Annotated in this window: 11 protein-coding genes and 1 pseudogene; 11 read left to right on the top strand and 1 reads right to left on the bottom strand. The window is 70.2% G+C overall.

Annotated features, from left to right (window positions below):
* Nucleotides 1-57 precede the first annotated feature (57 nt).
* The 6 genes from SA87_RS12250 to SA87_RS12225 all read left to right on the top strand — a co-directional run bounded on the left by SA87_RS12250 (nucleotide 58) and on the right by SA87_RS12225 (nucleotide 7,192).
* The gene (locus SA87_RS12250; RefSeq protein ID WP_066203792.1) at nucleotides 58-1,797 is read left to right on the top strand and encodes a DNA repair protein RecN; all 1,740 of its coding nucleotides are present in this window, start codon (nucleotides 58-60) and stop codon (nucleotides 1,795-1,797) included.
* Between the two features lie 89 nt (nucleotides 1,798-1,886).
* On the top strand, nucleotides 1,887-3,185 hold the full coding sequence (gene spoIVB / locus SA87_RS12245) for a SpoIVB peptidase (RefSeq protein WP_066203787.1): 1,299 nt from the start codon (nucleotides 1,887-1,889) through the stop codon (nucleotides 3,183-3,185).
* A gap of 230 nt (nucleotides 3,186-3,415) precedes the next feature.
* Nucleotides 3,416-4,306: a sporulation transcription factor Spo0A gene (spo0A, locus tag SA87_RS12240; RefSeq protein WP_066203917.1), complete on the top strand. Its 891-nt coding sequence runs from the start codon at nucleotides 3,416-3,418 to the stop codon at nucleotides 4,304-4,306.
* Nucleotides 4,307-4,531: 225 nt separating this feature from the next.
* On the top strand, nucleotides 4,532-5,656 hold the full coding sequence (gene steA, locus SA87_RS12235; RefSeq protein ID WP_066203784.1) for a putative cytokinetic ring protein SteA: 1,125 nt from the start codon (nucleotides 4,532-4,534) through the stop codon (nucleotides 5,654-5,656).
* On the top strand, nucleotides 5,653-6,375 hold the full coding sequence (locus SA87_RS12230; protein ID WP_066441724.1) for a glycosyltransferase family 2 protein: 723 nt from the start codon (nucleotides 5,653-5,655) through the stop codon (nucleotides 6,373-6,375). Before steA ends, SA87_RS12230 begins: the two co-directional genes overlap by 4 nt.
* Nucleotides 6,368-7,192, top strand: a complete 825-nt coding sequence (locus tag SA87_RS12225; RefSeq protein WP_066203775.1) for a hypothetical protein — start codon at nucleotides 6,368-6,370, stop codon at nucleotides 7,190-7,192. Before SA87_RS12230 ends, SA87_RS12225 begins: the two co-directional genes overlap by 8 nt.
* 216 nt (nucleotides 7,193-7,408) lie before the next feature.
* Here the strand turns inward: SA87_RS12225 and SA87_RS12220 are convergent, their stop codons facing one another.
* Entirely contained in the window at nucleotides 7,409-7,759 is a 351-nt protein-coding gene (locus SA87_RS12220; RefSeq protein WP_066203772.1) for a DUF2627 family protein, read from the bottom strand.
* Between the two features lie 378 nt (nucleotides 7,760-8,137).
* Here SA87_RS12220 and SA87_RS12215 point away from each other — a divergent pair.
* From SA87_RS12215 to SA87_RS12195, 5 genes and pseudogenes are all read left to right on the top strand, one after another.
* Nucleotides 8,138-9,248, top strand: a pseudogene (locus tag SA87_RS12215) (Glu/Leu/Phe/Val family dehydrogenase).
* Nucleotides 9,249-9,410: 162 nt separating this feature from the next.
* A complete protein-coding gene (gene lpdA, locus SA87_RS12210; protein WP_066203771.1) occupies nucleotides 9,411-10,847 on the top strand; it encodes a dihydrolipoyl dehydrogenase in 1,437 nt (478 codons plus the stop codon).
* A gap of 89 nt (nucleotides 10,848-10,936) precedes the next feature.
* Nucleotides 10,937-12,031: a thiamine pyrophosphate-dependent dehydrogenase E1 component subunit alpha gene (locus SA87_RS12205; RefSeq protein ID WP_082718115.1), complete on the top strand. Its 1,095-nt coding sequence runs from the start codon at nucleotides 10,937-10,939 to the stop codon at nucleotides 12,029-12,031.
* Nucleotides 12,021-13,007 carry an alpha-ketoacid dehydrogenase subunit beta gene (locus tag SA87_RS12200; protein ID WP_066203768.1) on the top strand — a complete coding sequence of 329 codons (987 nt, stop codon included), beginning with the start codon at nucleotides 12,021-12,023 and terminating at the stop codon, nucleotides 13,005-13,007. The genes SA87_RS12205 and SA87_RS12200 overlap by 11 nt, the downstream gene beginning before the upstream one ends.
* Nucleotides 13,008-13,039: 32 nt before the next feature.
* Complete coding sequence (locus SA87_RS12195) at nucleotides 13,040-14,413, top strand: dihydrolipoamide acetyltransferase family protein (protein WP_245637745.1); 1,374 nt, start codon at nucleotides 13,040-13,042, stop codon at nucleotides 14,411-14,413.
* The last annotated feature ends 4 nt before the right edge of the window (nucleotides 14,414-14,417 follow it).

The following is a 14,417-nucleotide window of genomic DNA, read 5'->3' as shown; positions in this document are numbered from 1 at the left end:
ACGGCCGGCGGACCTGGGGCGGATCCGAGAGGCGGAGGCGGGGAAAGGAGGGGGAAGGTGCTGATCACGCTTTCGGTGGAAAACGTGGCGGTGTTTCCCCGGGCGAAGGTCGAGTGGGCCCCGGGGATGAACGTCCTCACCGGGGAGTCCGGCGCCGGCAAGTCGCTCCTCCTCGAGGCCCTCGCCCTCCTGGTCGGCGAGCGGGCCCGGGAGGACGTCGTCCGCCGCGGCGCCCGGGCGGCGGTCGTCGAGGGACGGTGGCTCGTGGCGCCGGAGGCGTCGGTGGCCGAGGCGCTTCAGGCGGTCGGGGCGCCGTTTGACGCGGAGGACGGCCTCATCGTCATCCGGCGGGAGATCGTCCCCGGCGGCCGAAGCACCGTCCGCCTAAACGGCGCCCTCGTGCCGCTTTCGGCCCTCCGGGCCATCGCGCCGCACCTCATCGTCTGGCATCGACAGCATGATGAGCTCTGGATCGCCGAGCCGAACCGCCTTCGGTCCTGGATCGACGCCCTTGGGGGGCAAGCGGTCGCGGAAGCCCGGGCACGGTACCGCGCCGCGTACGAGCGGTATCGGGAGGCGTACGTCGCCGCCGCCCGGGCGGACGCCCGGCGGGCGGAAGCCCGCGCCCGGCGGGAAGCGTACGAAGAGGCGCTCGCCGACATTCGGGCCGTTCGGCCGAAGGCGGGGGAAGATGCGGCCCTGTGGGAGCGGCGCAACCGCCTGCTTTTCGCGGAGCGCATCCGCAGCGCCCTCGCCCGGGCTTACCGGGCCCTTTCGGACGAGCACCGGGCGCTCGATCTGCTCCGGGTCGCCGAGGCGGCGCTCCGGGAGCTCGAGGAGGCCGACCCGGCGCTCGCCGCCTATGGCGCGAAGATTGCGGAGCTCCGGGTTCAGCTGGAGGAAATCGCCGCCGCCCTCGTCGATGCCGGAGAGGCGCTGGAGGCGGAAGGACCGGAGATGCTTCAGGCCGTCGAGGAGCGGCTGGAGGCCCTGGAGCGGCTGAAAAAACGTTACGGCGGGTCGCTGGAGGCGGTCCTTCGGACCGCGGAGGAAGCGGAAGCGGCGCTTTCGGCGCTGGACGATGAAGAAGCCGCCCGGGAGGCGGAACAAAAGGCGCTGGCGGCGTTCCGGGATGCGTGGCTCAAGGCCGGGGCGGCGCTTTTTCGGGCCCGGGAGGAGGCCCGGGCGCTTCTCGAGGCGAAGGCGACCGCCGTCGTCCGGACGCTGGAGCTTCCGGCTGCCCGCCTGATCGTCCGCCTCGACCCCGTGCGGCCGGAAGGGGCATTTCCCGACCCGTCCGGATGGGCCGACGGGCTCGAGGCGCCGGAGCTTTTGTTTCAGCCGCACCCCGGCGATCCGCCGCGGCCGCTTCACAAGGCGGCCTCCGGCGGGGAGCTTTCGCGGGTGGCGCTGGCCCTTTTTGCCGCGCTGGCGGAGGTGCTTCCGCCGGCGACGTTCATCTTCGACGAAATCGACACCGGCGTCGGCGGCTCCGCCGGCGAGGCGATCGGCGAGGCGATGGCCCGCCTCGCGCTCCGGCACCAGGTGATCGCCGTCACCCACCTCGCTCAGGTGGCCGCCTTTGCGGATGCCCATTTTCGGTTGTCCAAACGCGTCACCGGCGAGGGGGCGGCCTCGGCGATCGAACGCCTCGCGCCGGCGGAGGCGGATCAGGAGCTCGCCCGGCTCATCTCAGGAGAAGTCGTCACCGAGGCCGCCTTGCGCCACGCGGCGTTCCTTCGGCGCCAGGCGGAGGAGAAAAAAGCCGCTCTTCTCTCCGGCGCCCCCGAGCGGTAAGGTTTTGCGGGTATACCCGATGTGGCCGAGGGCAAGATTATGAGTACCGCGCGAGCGGGGGCGTCCGAGGAGAGAAGGAGTGTGGAGCCGTGCAGAGAGATGGCCGGTGGCGGCCGAACCGCGTCCTCGTGGGCGTTTTTGTTCTGCTCATCCTCGTCCAGACTCCGCTCTTCGCCCCTTATTTTACCCTCGCGCCGGAAAAACGCCTCTTCGCCGGCACGCCGTTTTCCCTCCCGCTTCCGCCGCTCTTTCGCCTCGCCTCCAGCGACCCGTCCGTCATCGACGTCTTCGGCGACGCCGCCCTCGAGCCCCGCGCCGCCGGGAAGGCGACGGTGGACGTGCGCCTCGGCGCGCTCCCCGTCGCCCGGATGAACGTCCGGGTGTTCCCGGAGCTTCGGGTCTATCCCGGCGGGCAGTCGATCGGCGTGAAACTGAAGACCGACGGCGTCCTGGTCGTCGGCTACAAAAAGATCGTCACCGCCGACGGCCGGGGCGTTTCACCGGCGGAGGACGCGGCGATTCGCGTCGGCGATCGGATCAAAAAGGTCGACGGAAAGCCGCTCAAAGACGCCGGGGAACTCGGGCACCTCATCGAAGCCGCCGGCCGGGCCGGCCGGCCGATGACCGTCGAGCTGGCCCGGGGAGAAGACGTCCTCACCGTGACCGTCCGGCCGCTTCTCGACCCCGAGGACAACAGCTACAAGCTGGGGCTCTTCGTGCGGGATTCGGCCGCCGGCGTCGGAACGCTCACGTTCTACGATCCCAACACGCGCATCTACGGCGCCCTCGGCCACGTCATCAGCGACCTCGACACCCGGCGGCCGATCGCCGCCGGCGGCGGCGTCATCCTGCCGTCGACGGTGAGCGACGTCGACCGGGGATGGCCGGGGCGTCCGGGAGCGATCCGGGCGATCTTTCCCGAGGAAGGGAAAAAGATCGGCGACATCGAGAAAAACACGCCCTTCGGGATCTTCGGCCGCCTTACGGCCGTACCGTCGCACCCGCTCTTTCGGGACCCGCTGCCGGTCGCGCCGGCGGACGAGGTCCACCCCGGTCCGGCGAAGATCCTCACCGTCGTCGAGGGGGACCGGATCGAGGCGTACGACATCGAGATCGAAAGCGTCTTTCGTCAGGATGCCCCGTCGACAAAGAGCATGATCATCCGCGTGACCGATCCCCGGCTGCTTGAAAAAACCGGCGGCATCGTCCAGGGCATGTCCGGAAGCCCCATCCTGCAGGACGACCGGCTGGCCGGCGCCGTCACCCACGTCTTCGTCTCCGATTCCGCCCGCGGATACGGCGTTTTCATCGAATGGATGCTTCGGATGACGGACCTCATCCCGGAAGTCGAGACCGCCCCCGAAGAAAGCCCGGCTCGGGCCGCCTGAGGCTGAGCCGGGCTTTTCGTTCATTTTCGCTCTTATTCGTTTTCGCTCTTATTCGTTCTTAGGCGGAGGGGCGCCGCGGCGCCGATCGACAGCGATCGGCGCCGGAGCGCTCATGTTGTCGAAATACGTCGTTCATGGATAAAGTTTTGTAAAGGGAATGACATCGGAAGGATTTTGCGCTTCGCTGTCGAATAACGTTCACCGTGTGGGCCCGGCAACGGCGCCGAATCATGACGGGCGGAGGGATCGGCGTGATTGAAGTGATGATCGTCGACGACAACCGGGAGCTGACCCGGCAGATCATCGAGGTGCTCGAGGCGGAGGAAGACATCTCGGTTGTGGCCGTCGCCCACGACGGCCAGACGGCCCTGGAGCTCCTCGACCAGCATACGCCGGACGTTCTCCTCTTAGACGTCATCATGCCGATGCGGGACGGCATCGATGTGCTGGAAGCCCTCGCTCAGGACGGGCGCCTGAACGGCGAGATGAAGGTGATCATGCTTTCGGCCTTCGGCCAGGAGGAGATGGCCCGGCGGGCGACCCGTTACGGCGTGGCGTATTACATGATGAAACCGTTTGATTTCGCGGCGCTCCTCCGGCGGGTTCGGGAGGCGGTCGGCGCCCCCGCCGAAGACCGGCCTCCGAACGCCGTTCGGCGGAAGGACGGCGAATCCGCTTCGTTCCGCCCCGGGCTCCGGTCGAGCGAACGGGCGGTGCCGACCGGGCCGTCGGCGGAGGCCGAACGGGAGCGGGCGCTTTTGGAAGCGAAGATCAGCACGCTTTTGCACGAAATCGGGGTACCGGCCCACATCAAAGGGTACCAGTATCTGCGGGAAGCGATCCGGATGGTCTACGACGACATCGAGCTCCTCGGCGCGATCACCAAGACGCTCTATCCGTCCATCGCCGAGCGTTTCAAAACGACGCCAAGCCGCGTCGAGCGGGCGATCCGCCACGCCATCGAGGTCGCCTGGCAGCGGGGAAACGTCGAGGCGATCAACCGGACGTTCGGCTACACGGTGAGCCACGCCAAGGACAAACCGACGAACAGCGAATTCATCGCCATGCTGGCGGACAAACTCCGCCTCGAGGCTCGCGTGGCGAGCTCGTCGGGGGCTTAACAAAAGTCGCACCGACCCCACAGCGCCGGCGCCGAAAGGCGCTTCGGCGGCTGGGGGCGGACCCGATCGAGGCTGGAATCCAACGCGGGGGAGGGGAGCGCTTTTTCGCCGGCCGGGGGCGTGTCGGCGGCGGCGAATGGGAACGGGCCGTTCGGGGCAGACTGATCTGAGAGAATAAGCGCGGAGCACGGGCGGCCCTTCGGCGCCGCGGAAGGACGTCAGCCCTTGAATACGGACCGCATTCGCTTGCCGGCGGCGTTCGACCGCCGGACCAAGCGCCTCCTTCACCATCTCCGGCCCGGATGGGCCGCCGTCGTCGATCACCGGGGGATCGATCGGACGAGCGCCCTCGCGCTGATCGAGCGCCGGGCCGGCGCCGTCGTCAATTTTCAGCCGAGCGCCCCGCCGGAGGGCCCGGCGTTCGGCGCGGCGCTCCTCTTGGCGGCCGGGATTCCGCTCTTTGACGTGCTGCCCGGCGAAGATCGGGCGGCCGCCTATCGGACCGTCCTGGCGGCGGAAGCCGGACGCCGGCGCCTCACCTTTTTCTTTCATCCCCGGCAATCGGTGCAAAATGCGTCGCTCGGGTCGGCGCCCGTCCGCCTCCGGGCCGTCGGCGCCGCCGACGTCGTCCGGGCCGTTTGCCGGGACGCGGAGGCGTTTCCCGGGCGTTTTCTCGCCTTCGTGCAAAATACCGCCGAGCGGATGCGGAAAGAAGCCGCCCTCTTTTTAACGCCGCTTGAGGTTCCGGAGCTCCGGGCGGCGTCCGGGCGGGTCGCGGTTGTCGTCGCCCGCAGCCCCGGCGCTCCGGAAGCCCTCCGGCGCCTTCTCCCGGTCGTGGCGGCGTTTGCCGGGAAGGCGCCGCCGTATTGGGCGGCCGTCGACGGCGGCGCCGATCATCTGCTTCGGCTCGACCTCCCGATCGACCTCCTCGTCGGCGACATGGACAGCGTCGGCGCGTCGGCCCTTCGGGTCGCCGCGCTCAGGATCGTCCACGCCTATCCGGACGGCCGGGCGCCCGGCGAACGGCGCCTCAGGGCGCTCGGCCTGTCCTACCGCGTCGTGCCGTCGCCGGGGACGAGCGAAGATCTGGCCGTCCGGCTCGTCGCCGACGGCGGTGCCCGGTTGATTCTCCTTTTCGGCAACGGAGCGGATTTTCTCGCGGCGCGGGAGCGAGGAAGGGCCGGGGTGGCCGGGGCCCTGTTGGTGCGGCTTTTGTACGGGGATCGGATCGTCGACTTGAGCGCCGCCGGGACGGGCTTCGTCCTGTCGGCCCTCGCCGACCGGTCCGGCCGGGCGACTGAAGCGGCGGATTCGCCGCCTGCGTCGGGGCGGAGGGGCGGCGCGTGGTGAGCGTCATCGTCCCGGCGTACAACGCCGGGGACCGGCTCTACGCGACCCTTCGCGGCCTCGCCGCGCGGCCGTTTTGGGAGGAGCTGATCGTCGTCGATGACGGCAGCCGGCCGCCGGTGAGCCCGGAGGCGATCGCGGCCGCGGCGTTCCGGCAAGGCAGCCGGGCGGGGTCGTCCGTGCGCCTCGTTCGCCTTCCGGTCAACCGGGGCAAAGGGCGGGCGCTCATGACCGGCATCCTGGAAAGCCGGGGCGCGTGGATCGTCCTTTTGGACGCGGACCTCGGCGAAAGTGCGGCCCTCGCCGAGGCCCTCGTCCGCCCGCTCCTGGCTCGGGAGGCGGAGCACGTCGTCGCCGTCCTGCCGCCGGCGCTGGGGGACGGTTTTGGCTGGCTGCGGCGGTTTTCGGCCCGGGCCGTCTGGCGGCGGACGGGCGTCTGGCTTAAGGCGCCCCTCTCCGGCCAGCGGGCGATCGCCGGCGCCCCTCTTCGCCGCTGGGCCCCGGCCCTTGACGTCGGCTACGGCGCCGAGACGATGCTGAACCTCCTGAGTCTCCGGGACGGCATCGTGCCGCTGGAGGTGCCCCTTCCGTTCGATCATCGCCGCCTGGGCCGCACGCCGGCGGCTATGTGGCACCGGGCGCGACAGGCCCGGGATGTCCTTCGGGCGCTTTGGGCATACGACCGTCGGGTCCGTCGAAGCGGAGGGTGGGGCGATGGGTGAGGTGCTTTTCGGCCTCTTCCGAAGCGGGCTGGAAGCGCTCACCGCGGGCGTGGCGGCGGCGGGGATGGCGGCGGCCTACGGCCGGCTGGCCGTCCGGTTCGGGTGGGTCAAGCCGAACGCCGACGGCCGCCCGGTGCCGGCCGGGACGGGCCTCGCCCTCGCCCTCGGGTGGGGAGCCGCCCTCGTCGCCGACCACGCGCTTTTGCCCGATCCGGCCGACCGGCCGAAGGCGCCGGCGGTGGCGGCGGGGCTTTTGGCGGTGGCCGCCACCGGCTGGGTCGACGACGCCTTCGGCACGACGGCCGTTCGGGGGATCCTGGGCCACCTCCGGGCGATGGGGCGGACGCTCCGGCCGACGACCGGCGGGCTCAGGCTCGTCGTCTATCCCGTCGCCGGCGCCCTGGAGGCCGCCGCTTCCGGCGCTCCGCCGGCCTGGGGGGCGCTTCTTTTTTCCACGCTGGCCCACGGCCTCAACCTGCTCGACAAACGGCCGCTCCGGGCCCTCAAAGCGTTCGCCCTCGTCGCCCTCCCCGCCTTTTCTTTCGGGGGGCCGCCGGCCGGAGCGGCGTTTTTCGGCGGGCTCGTCCCGCTCCTTTCGGCCGACCGACGGAAGACGGCCCTCTTCGGCGAAGCGGGTGTCGCGACCCTCGCGTGGGCGCTTTTTTTCCCCCTTCTTCAGGCGCCGCCGGCCGTCGCCGGCGGCGTGTGGGCCGTCTTCGCCGGCCTGGCGGCGCTCGCCGAACGGACGTCTCTTTCCGCCCGGATCGAGCGCTCCCGCCGGCTGAGCGCCCTCGACCGGCTGGGCGTGCGGCCGTGAACGGCGACCTTCGGCCCGGGCTTTTCCCCCCTTGAAAGGGTCGACCGCCGGATTTCGGCGAAACGGGCGCCCGGAGGCAAGCTTCGGCGCAGAAGCTTGAGCGACGTGAACTCTGGAAACGGACGTGGGCCGAGCGAGCCCCGACGGAACGAGCCCGGCGGAACGGGCCCGACGGAACGGCTTCCCAAGGCACGAGCGCCGGCGTGCCCCGCTCCATCAGGGGCGGGGCGTTTTCGTGGGGAAAGAACGCGCTCCCGCCCTGCGGGTCGAGGCATCGGCGCCGCGGGCGTTCCGGGAGCGCATTTTCTTACGGTACCACTTCAGAAAACGGGGCTGCAGGTAGTTTCGCTTGGCATCCCGATAGAAAATCAGTCCGCCGAGAAACGCGAGGCCGCCGAAGAACAGGACCAGGCCGCCGGCGACCCGGGCCCAGCTGATGCCGGTGCCGGCGAGGCTCGAGAAGAAGGCCTCTTTCAGCCATTCGATGCCGAGGGCGGTGGCCAGGCCGACGGCGGCGAGGAGGAGAAGGGCGAGCGAGCGGCGAATGAGAAAGCGAGCGCGGTCCACCGTGATTCCTCCCCGGGATGCGTCGGTTGTTCTCTGGGTTTCATGGTAACAAAAAACCCCGACGGAATCGAACCCGCATCGCTCCATCCCCCCCTTCATCCCCCCGCTATCCCTCCCCATCACCGTAAAAACGTGTATTTCTCGCGCTTTACACGGAAGTGTTCTTGATATAAGCTAAAGGTAAGCGCTTACAGTATTTACCCAATGGACAGTCGGAGCGGAGCCCCTTTACCGCCGCCCTTCGTTCGGCGACAATGGAGGAAGCACATCGCTTCGCGGCGGGCGCGGGCAGGGCGGCGGGTCCGTCGGCCGGCGCCCGGGATCGGGGGGGAAGTCGAAGCGGCGGAGAGGATGATGGGAGAAAGGAGCGACGCGCCGGTGAAGGTGCTGGAGCAGATGCAAAAGGATGATTACGAGCAGGTCGTCTTCGTTCAGGACCGGGGAAGCGGCCTTCGGGCGATCATCGCCATACACGACACGACCCTCGGTCCGGCGCTGGGCGGGGTGCGGATGTGGCCGTATGCATCGGAAGAGGAAGCCCTCCGGGACGTCCTCCGCCTCGCCCGGGGCATGACGTTCAAAAGCGCCGCCGCCGGCCTCGACGTAGGCGGCGGCAAGGCGGTCATCCTGGGCGATCCGAAGCGGGACAAGAGCGAAGCGCTCTTTCGGGCTTTCGGCCGGGCGGTCCACGCCCTCGGCGGCCGCTACATCACCGCCGAGGACGTCGGGACGACCGTCGAGGACCTGGAACACGTCTTCAAAGAGACGCCTTACGTCACCGGCATTTCCTCGGCGTTCGGATCGAGCGGGAATCCGGCGCCGGTGACCGCCTTCGGCGTCTTTCAGGGGATGCGGGCGGCCGCGGAGGCGGTCTTCGGTTCGGATGACCTCCGGGGCCGGACGGTCGCCCTGCAGGGCGCCGGCCAGGTGGCGTATCACCTCGCCCGACATCTCGCCGAAGCGGGGGCCCGGCTCATCGTCACCGATCTCGACCCGGAAAAGGCCGGCCGCATCGCCCGGGAATTCGGCGCCGAGACGGTTCCGCCGGACGCGATCTACGACGTGGAGGCGGACATTTTTTCGCCGAACGCCTTGGGCGGCGTGCTGAACGACGAGACGATCCCGCGGCTTCGGGTGCGCCTCGTCGCCGGGGCGGCGAACAACCAGCTCGAAAGCCCCCACCACGCCCGGGCGCTCAAAGCGCGGGGGATCCTCTACGCGCCCGATTTCATCATCAACGCCGGCGGGGTGATCAACGTCGCCGACGAGCTTTCCGGCTACGATCGGGAAGCGGGTGATGCGGCGGGTGACCGCCCTGTACGACCGCGTGAAGGCGGTGATCGCCTATGCCGAAGCGGCGGGGGTCTCGACCCACGAGGCGGCGGAAGCCCTGGCTCTCCGGCGGATCGAGACGGTCCGGTCCCTCAAACACCGGCTGACGCTCCCGGAGCGCCGCCTCGACGCGCTTCGCTCGGGACGCCGGGGCTGAAGGGATCGGGCGGCATACGCCGTCGGGGCGCCCCTTTTTCCAACCCGACGGTACGACGGCCATGAAGGAAGTCCCGGCGACCGCGGAACGGCAACCGAGCGACGAAAGCAGCGGGACGAAAGCGAGTCTAGGCCATCCAGCGACGGCAAGGGAGGCGCACCGGTGACCGAGAGAGAGGAGTTCGACGTTTTGTTTTTGGGCGGCGGCCCGGCGGGGTACGTCGGCGCTCTGTATGCGGCCAAGCTCGGCCTTCGGGTCGCCGTCGTCGAGCGGGATCGCCTCGGCGGGACGTGCCTGCATCGCGGCTGCATCCCGACGAAAGCGTTGCTCCAGACGGCCGCGCTGTATCGCGCGATTCGGGAGGCGGGTCCCCGGGCGGGGGTGACGGCCGACGGCGTCCGCTTTGACGCGGCGGCCGCGCATCGGGCCAAGGGAGAGGCCGTCCTGAGGCTGGAACAGGGGATCCAGCACCTGTTCAAAAGGGCCCGCATCGAGGTCTTCCGCGGGACGGGCCGTCTGCTCGGGCCGTCGATCTTCGCCCCGGCGGGAGCGGTCGGCGTCCGCGGAGAAGGCGGGGAGGACGTCGTCCTCACGCCGAAGGCCGTCGTCATCGCGACCGGGTCCCGGCCGAAGACGCTTCCAGGGCTTCCCCCGGACGGACGGCGGATCGTGACGAGCGACGAGGCGCTCACGCTCGAGGAGGTGCCCCGTTCGGCCGTCATCGTCGGCGGCGGAGCGATCGGCGTGGAGTGGGCGAGCCTCTGGCGGGATCTCGGGGCGGCGGTGACGGTCGTCGAAGCGGCGGAGACGCTCCTTCCGGGTGAAGATGCGGCGATCGGCCGGGAGCTTGCCCGCCAGTTCAAAAAGCGCGGCATTCGGGTCCTGACCGGCGCGACGGTCGACGTCGACGGGACGGAATCTCTTCCGGACGGGGTCCGGGTTCGCGTCCGGCCGGTCCACGGCGCCGGAGACGGGAACGTCCTCGCGGCGGACGTCGTCCTCGTCGCCGTCGGCCGGGCGCCGAACGTCGAAGACCTCGGCCTTGAGGCGGCCGGCGTCCGGCTTGAAAACGGGTTCATCGCCACCGGGCCGCATTACGAGACGACGGCCCCTTCCCTCTACGCCGCCGGCGATGTGATCGGCCCGCCGATGCTGGCGCACTATGCCCAGGCGGTCGCGCGACGGGTGATCGATCACCTGGCCGGGCGGGGCGGCGGACGCCTCGATCCCCGCCTCGTTCCCCGGGCGGTTTACGGTTTTCCCGAGGTCGCGGCGGTCGGCCTGACGGAAGCGGCGGCCCGGGCCGAGGGACGGGACGTCGCCGTCGGGACGTTTCCGTTTCGCGGCATCGGCAAAGCGGTCATCGAAGGCGAGGTCGACGGGTTCGTGAAGATCGTCGCCGACCGTTCGACGCGGGATGTGCTCGGCGTGCACATCATCGGGCCGCGGGCGACGGAGCTCATCGGGGAAGGGGCTCTCGCGCTCCTCATGGAGGCGGCCGTCGACGAGCTCGGGGAGGCGATCCGGCCGCACCCGACGCTTTCGGAGGCGCTCCTCGAGGCGGCGCTCGCGGTCGACGGCCTGGCGATCCACGCCTGATCGGCGCCCGACGGATGGCGTCGCCGGTCCGGCGGCGCCGGGCGACGACGAAAAGCCTTGTCGGAACGGACCGACGAAGGAGGGAGACGATGGATCACCGCGCGGCCGGCCTGACGGACGCCGAGGCGATTCGGATGTACCGGACGATGCTCCTCGCTCGGCGGCTCGACGAGCGGCAGTGGCTCCTCAACCGGGCGGGGAAGCTCCCCTTCGTCATCTCCTGTCAGGGGCACGAGGCGGCGCAGGTCGGCGCCGGTTTTGCTCTGAAGCCCGGCGTCGACTTCGTCCTGCCGTATTACCGGGACCTCGCCCTCGTGCTCGCCCTCGGGGTGACGTCGGAGGCGGTGATGCTCGCGGCGTTTGCCCGGGCCGACGATCCGGCGAGCGGCGGCCGGCAGATGCCGAACCATTTCAGCGACCGGCGGCTCCGCATCTTCACCCAGTCGAGCCCGACGGGGACGCAGATTCCCCACGCCGTCGGCTTCGCCTGGGCCGCCCGCTATACGGGCGAGCCGTTCGTCGCTTTCGTGAGCTTCGGTGACGGCACGTCGAACCAGGGCGACTTTCACGAAGGCTTGAACTTCGCCGGCGTCTTTAGGCTTCCGGTGATCGCCTTCGTGGAAAACAACCGTTACGCCATCTCGGTGCCGCTGGAGCGGCAGATCGCTTCACCGGACGTCGCCAGCCGGGCCCAAAGTTACGGCATGGCGGGGGTGAAGGTCGACGGACGGGATCCGTTTGCCGTCTACCGGGTCGTCCGGGAGGCGCGGGAACGGGCGCTGGCCGGGGAAGGCGGGACGCTGATCGAGGCGGACGTGATGCGGCTTACGCCGCACTCGAGCGACGACGACGACCGGACGTACCGGAGCCGGGAGGAGGTCGAAGCGCTCCGGCAGGCCGATCCGGTCGCCCGGGTGCGGGCCTACCTGCTGGAACAGGCGCTCCTCGACGCGGCGGCGCTCGAGGCGCTCGAGGCGGAGGTCGCCGCAGAGGTCGATCGGGCGACGGCGGCGGCGGAGGCGGCGCCCCTTCCCGATCCGGCGACGGCGATGCGGCACGTCTACGCCGAGGCGCCGGAGAGGCCGGGGGCGTCGACCGACCGGTGGGGCGGCGCCGGCGGGAAGGGGCCGGAAGGGTGGACGGAACCGGCGCCGGCCGGGGGAGGGACGGACGGTGGCCGTTAAGACGTACATCGAGGCGATCCGGGAGGCGCTCTGGCAGGCGATGGAGCGGGATCCCGGGGTGTTCGTTCTCGGGGAGGACGTCGGCCGGCGGGGCGGGGTGTTTCGGGCGACGGCGGGCCTCCTGGAACGGTTCGGGGAGCGGCGGGTCGTCGATACGCCCCTCGCCGAGTCGGCGATCGTCGGCGTCGCCATCGGGGCGGCCGCCTACGGGCTCCGGCCGGTGGCGGAGATTCAGTTTGCCGACTTTATCTACCCGGCGACGAACCAGATCGTGAACGAGGCAGCGAAGATTCGCTACCGGTCCAACGGCGCCTGGAGCGTGCCCCTCGTCATCCGGGCCCCGTACGGAGGCGGCGTCCACGGGGCGCTGTACCATTCGCAAAGCGTCGAAAAGGCGTTTACCGGCCATCCCGGGCTTCGGGTGGTGACGCCGTCCAACCCGTACGACGCCAAAGGGCTTTTGCTGGCGGCGATCTTTTCCGACGATCCGGTGCTTTTCCTCGAGCACAAAAAGCTCTACCGGCTGGCCAAGGGGGAGGTGCCGGAGGACTTCTACACCGTCCCGCTCGATCGGGCCCGGACGGTACGGGAAGGCGACGACGTGACGGTGATCGCCTACGGCCTCATGGTGCCGTACGCCCTCGAGGCGGCGGAGCGGCTCGCCCGGGAGGAGGGAATCGAAGCGACGGTGCTCGACCTCGTCACGCTTTATCCGCTGGATCGGGCGGCGATCGTCGAGGCCGCCCGGCGGACGGGCAAGGTGCTGATCGTCCACGAGGACAACGGCGAAGGGGGCGTCGGCGGCGAGGTCGCGGCGGTGATCGCCGAAACGGCGCTTTTCGATCTCGACGCGCCGATCCGGCGCCTCACGGGCCCCGACGTGCCGGCGATGCCGTACAGCCCGCCGCTCGAGGCGTGGTTCATGCCGTCCGTCGAGCGGATCGCCGCGGCGATGCGTGAGCTGGCCCGCTTCTAGGGCCGTCCGGCGGAAGCGAAGGAGGGAGTGGCGTGCCCATCATCGACGTGGTGATGCCAAAGCTCGGCGAAAGCGTGACGGAAGGCCGGCTCGTCCGCTGGCTCGTCCGTCCGGGAGAAACGGTGGAGGCGTATGCGCCCCTCTGTGAGGTGGAGACGGACAAGGTGACGGCGGAAGTGCCGTCGACGGCGGCGGGGACCGTCGAGGCGATCCTCGTCGCCGAAGGAGACGTCGTCGCCGTTGGCACTCCGATCGCCCGGCTTCGGGTAAAGGAGGCGGAAGCGTCGGCCGCTATGCCTTCGGCGGCGCCTGCCGGCGCGGCGGGAAGCGGGGCGCCGCCGGCGGACGGGGCGGCGCCGGCTCGGGTCGGCCAGGGGGCGGTTCCGACGGCATCCGTGCCGGCGATTGGGGCGACAGAGGCTCGGGACGGTCGGGGGGCGGCGCCTCCGGCTTCCGGCCGGACGGAACGGGGGGGCGGAAGCCTGCGGGGACGGTATTCGCCCGCCGTGCGCCGGCTCCTCGCCGAACACGGCCTCGATCCGGCGGCCGTCCCGGGAACCGGCGCCCACGGCCGGGTGACGCGCAAAGACGTCCTCGCCTATTTGAAGCGGCGGGCGGACGCCGCCCCCGCAACCGTCGAAGCCCCCGTCCATGGGCCGACCGCCTCCGTCCATCCGCCCCGCGAGGCCGCCCGCGCGCCTTTCGACGGCGACGTCGTGCTTCCGATCACCGCCGTCCGGCGGCGAATCGCCGAGCGGATGGTGGAAAGCAAGCGGACGGCGCCCCATGCGTGGATGATGGTCGAGGTCGACGCGACCCGCCTCGTCCGCTACCGGAAAGCGGTCATGGGCGCCTTTGAAACGCGGGAAGGATTTCGCCTGACGTATTTGCCTTTCTTCCTCCGAGCGGTGACCCTCGCCCTGCGGGAGCACCCCCGCCTGAACGCCTTCTGGACCGACGAAGGGATTGTCCTCCGAAAGGACATCCATCTTTCGATCTCCGTCGCCCACGACGATGCCCTGTATGTGCCGGTGATCCACCATGCCGACGCCCTCTCGGTCGTCGGGCTGGCCCGGGCGCTCCACGACCTCGTCGAGCGGACCCGCGCCGGACGCCTCCGGCCGGACGACGTGGCCGGCGGGACGTTTACCGTGAACAACACCGGCGCCTTCGGCTCGGTTCTGTCGATGCCGATCATCAATCCGCCTCAGGCGGCGATTTTGAGCATCGAGGCGATCGTGAAGCGGCCGGTCGTCGTCGATGAGGGGACGATCGCCATCCGGAACATGGTGAACCTGACGCTCTCGCTCGATCACCGGGTCATGGACGGCGCCGCCGCCGGGGCCTTTTTACAGACCGTAAAACGCCTGATCGAAACGTTCGACGAGGCCACGTTTGCCGTCTGAAGAC

Origin of the sequence: Hydrogenibacillus schlegelii, from assembly GCF_001653195.1 — a bacterium.
Lineage (GTDB): Bacteria > Bacillota > Bacilli > Thermicanales > DSM-22653 > Hydrogenibacillus > Hydrogenibacillus schlegelii.
Note: the sequence above shows the minus strand (reverse complement) of the source record. Positions and strands in the feature narration are given on the sequence as shown.

Bases quoted from the DNA above. Each gene is read 5' to 3' on its own strand.
- spo0A (WP_066203917.1), top strand. From the start codon at position 3,416: ATGACGGGCGGAGGGATCGGCGTGATTGAAGTGATGATCGTCGACGAC.
- SA87_RS12225 (WP_066203775.1), top strand. From the start codon at position 6,368: ATGGGTGAGGTGCTTTTCGGCCTCTTCCGAAGCGGGCTGGAAGCGCTC.
- SA87_RS12205 (WP_082718115.1), top strand. From the start codon at position 10,937: ATGGATCACCGCGCGGCCGGCCTGACGGACGCCGAGGCGATTCGGATG.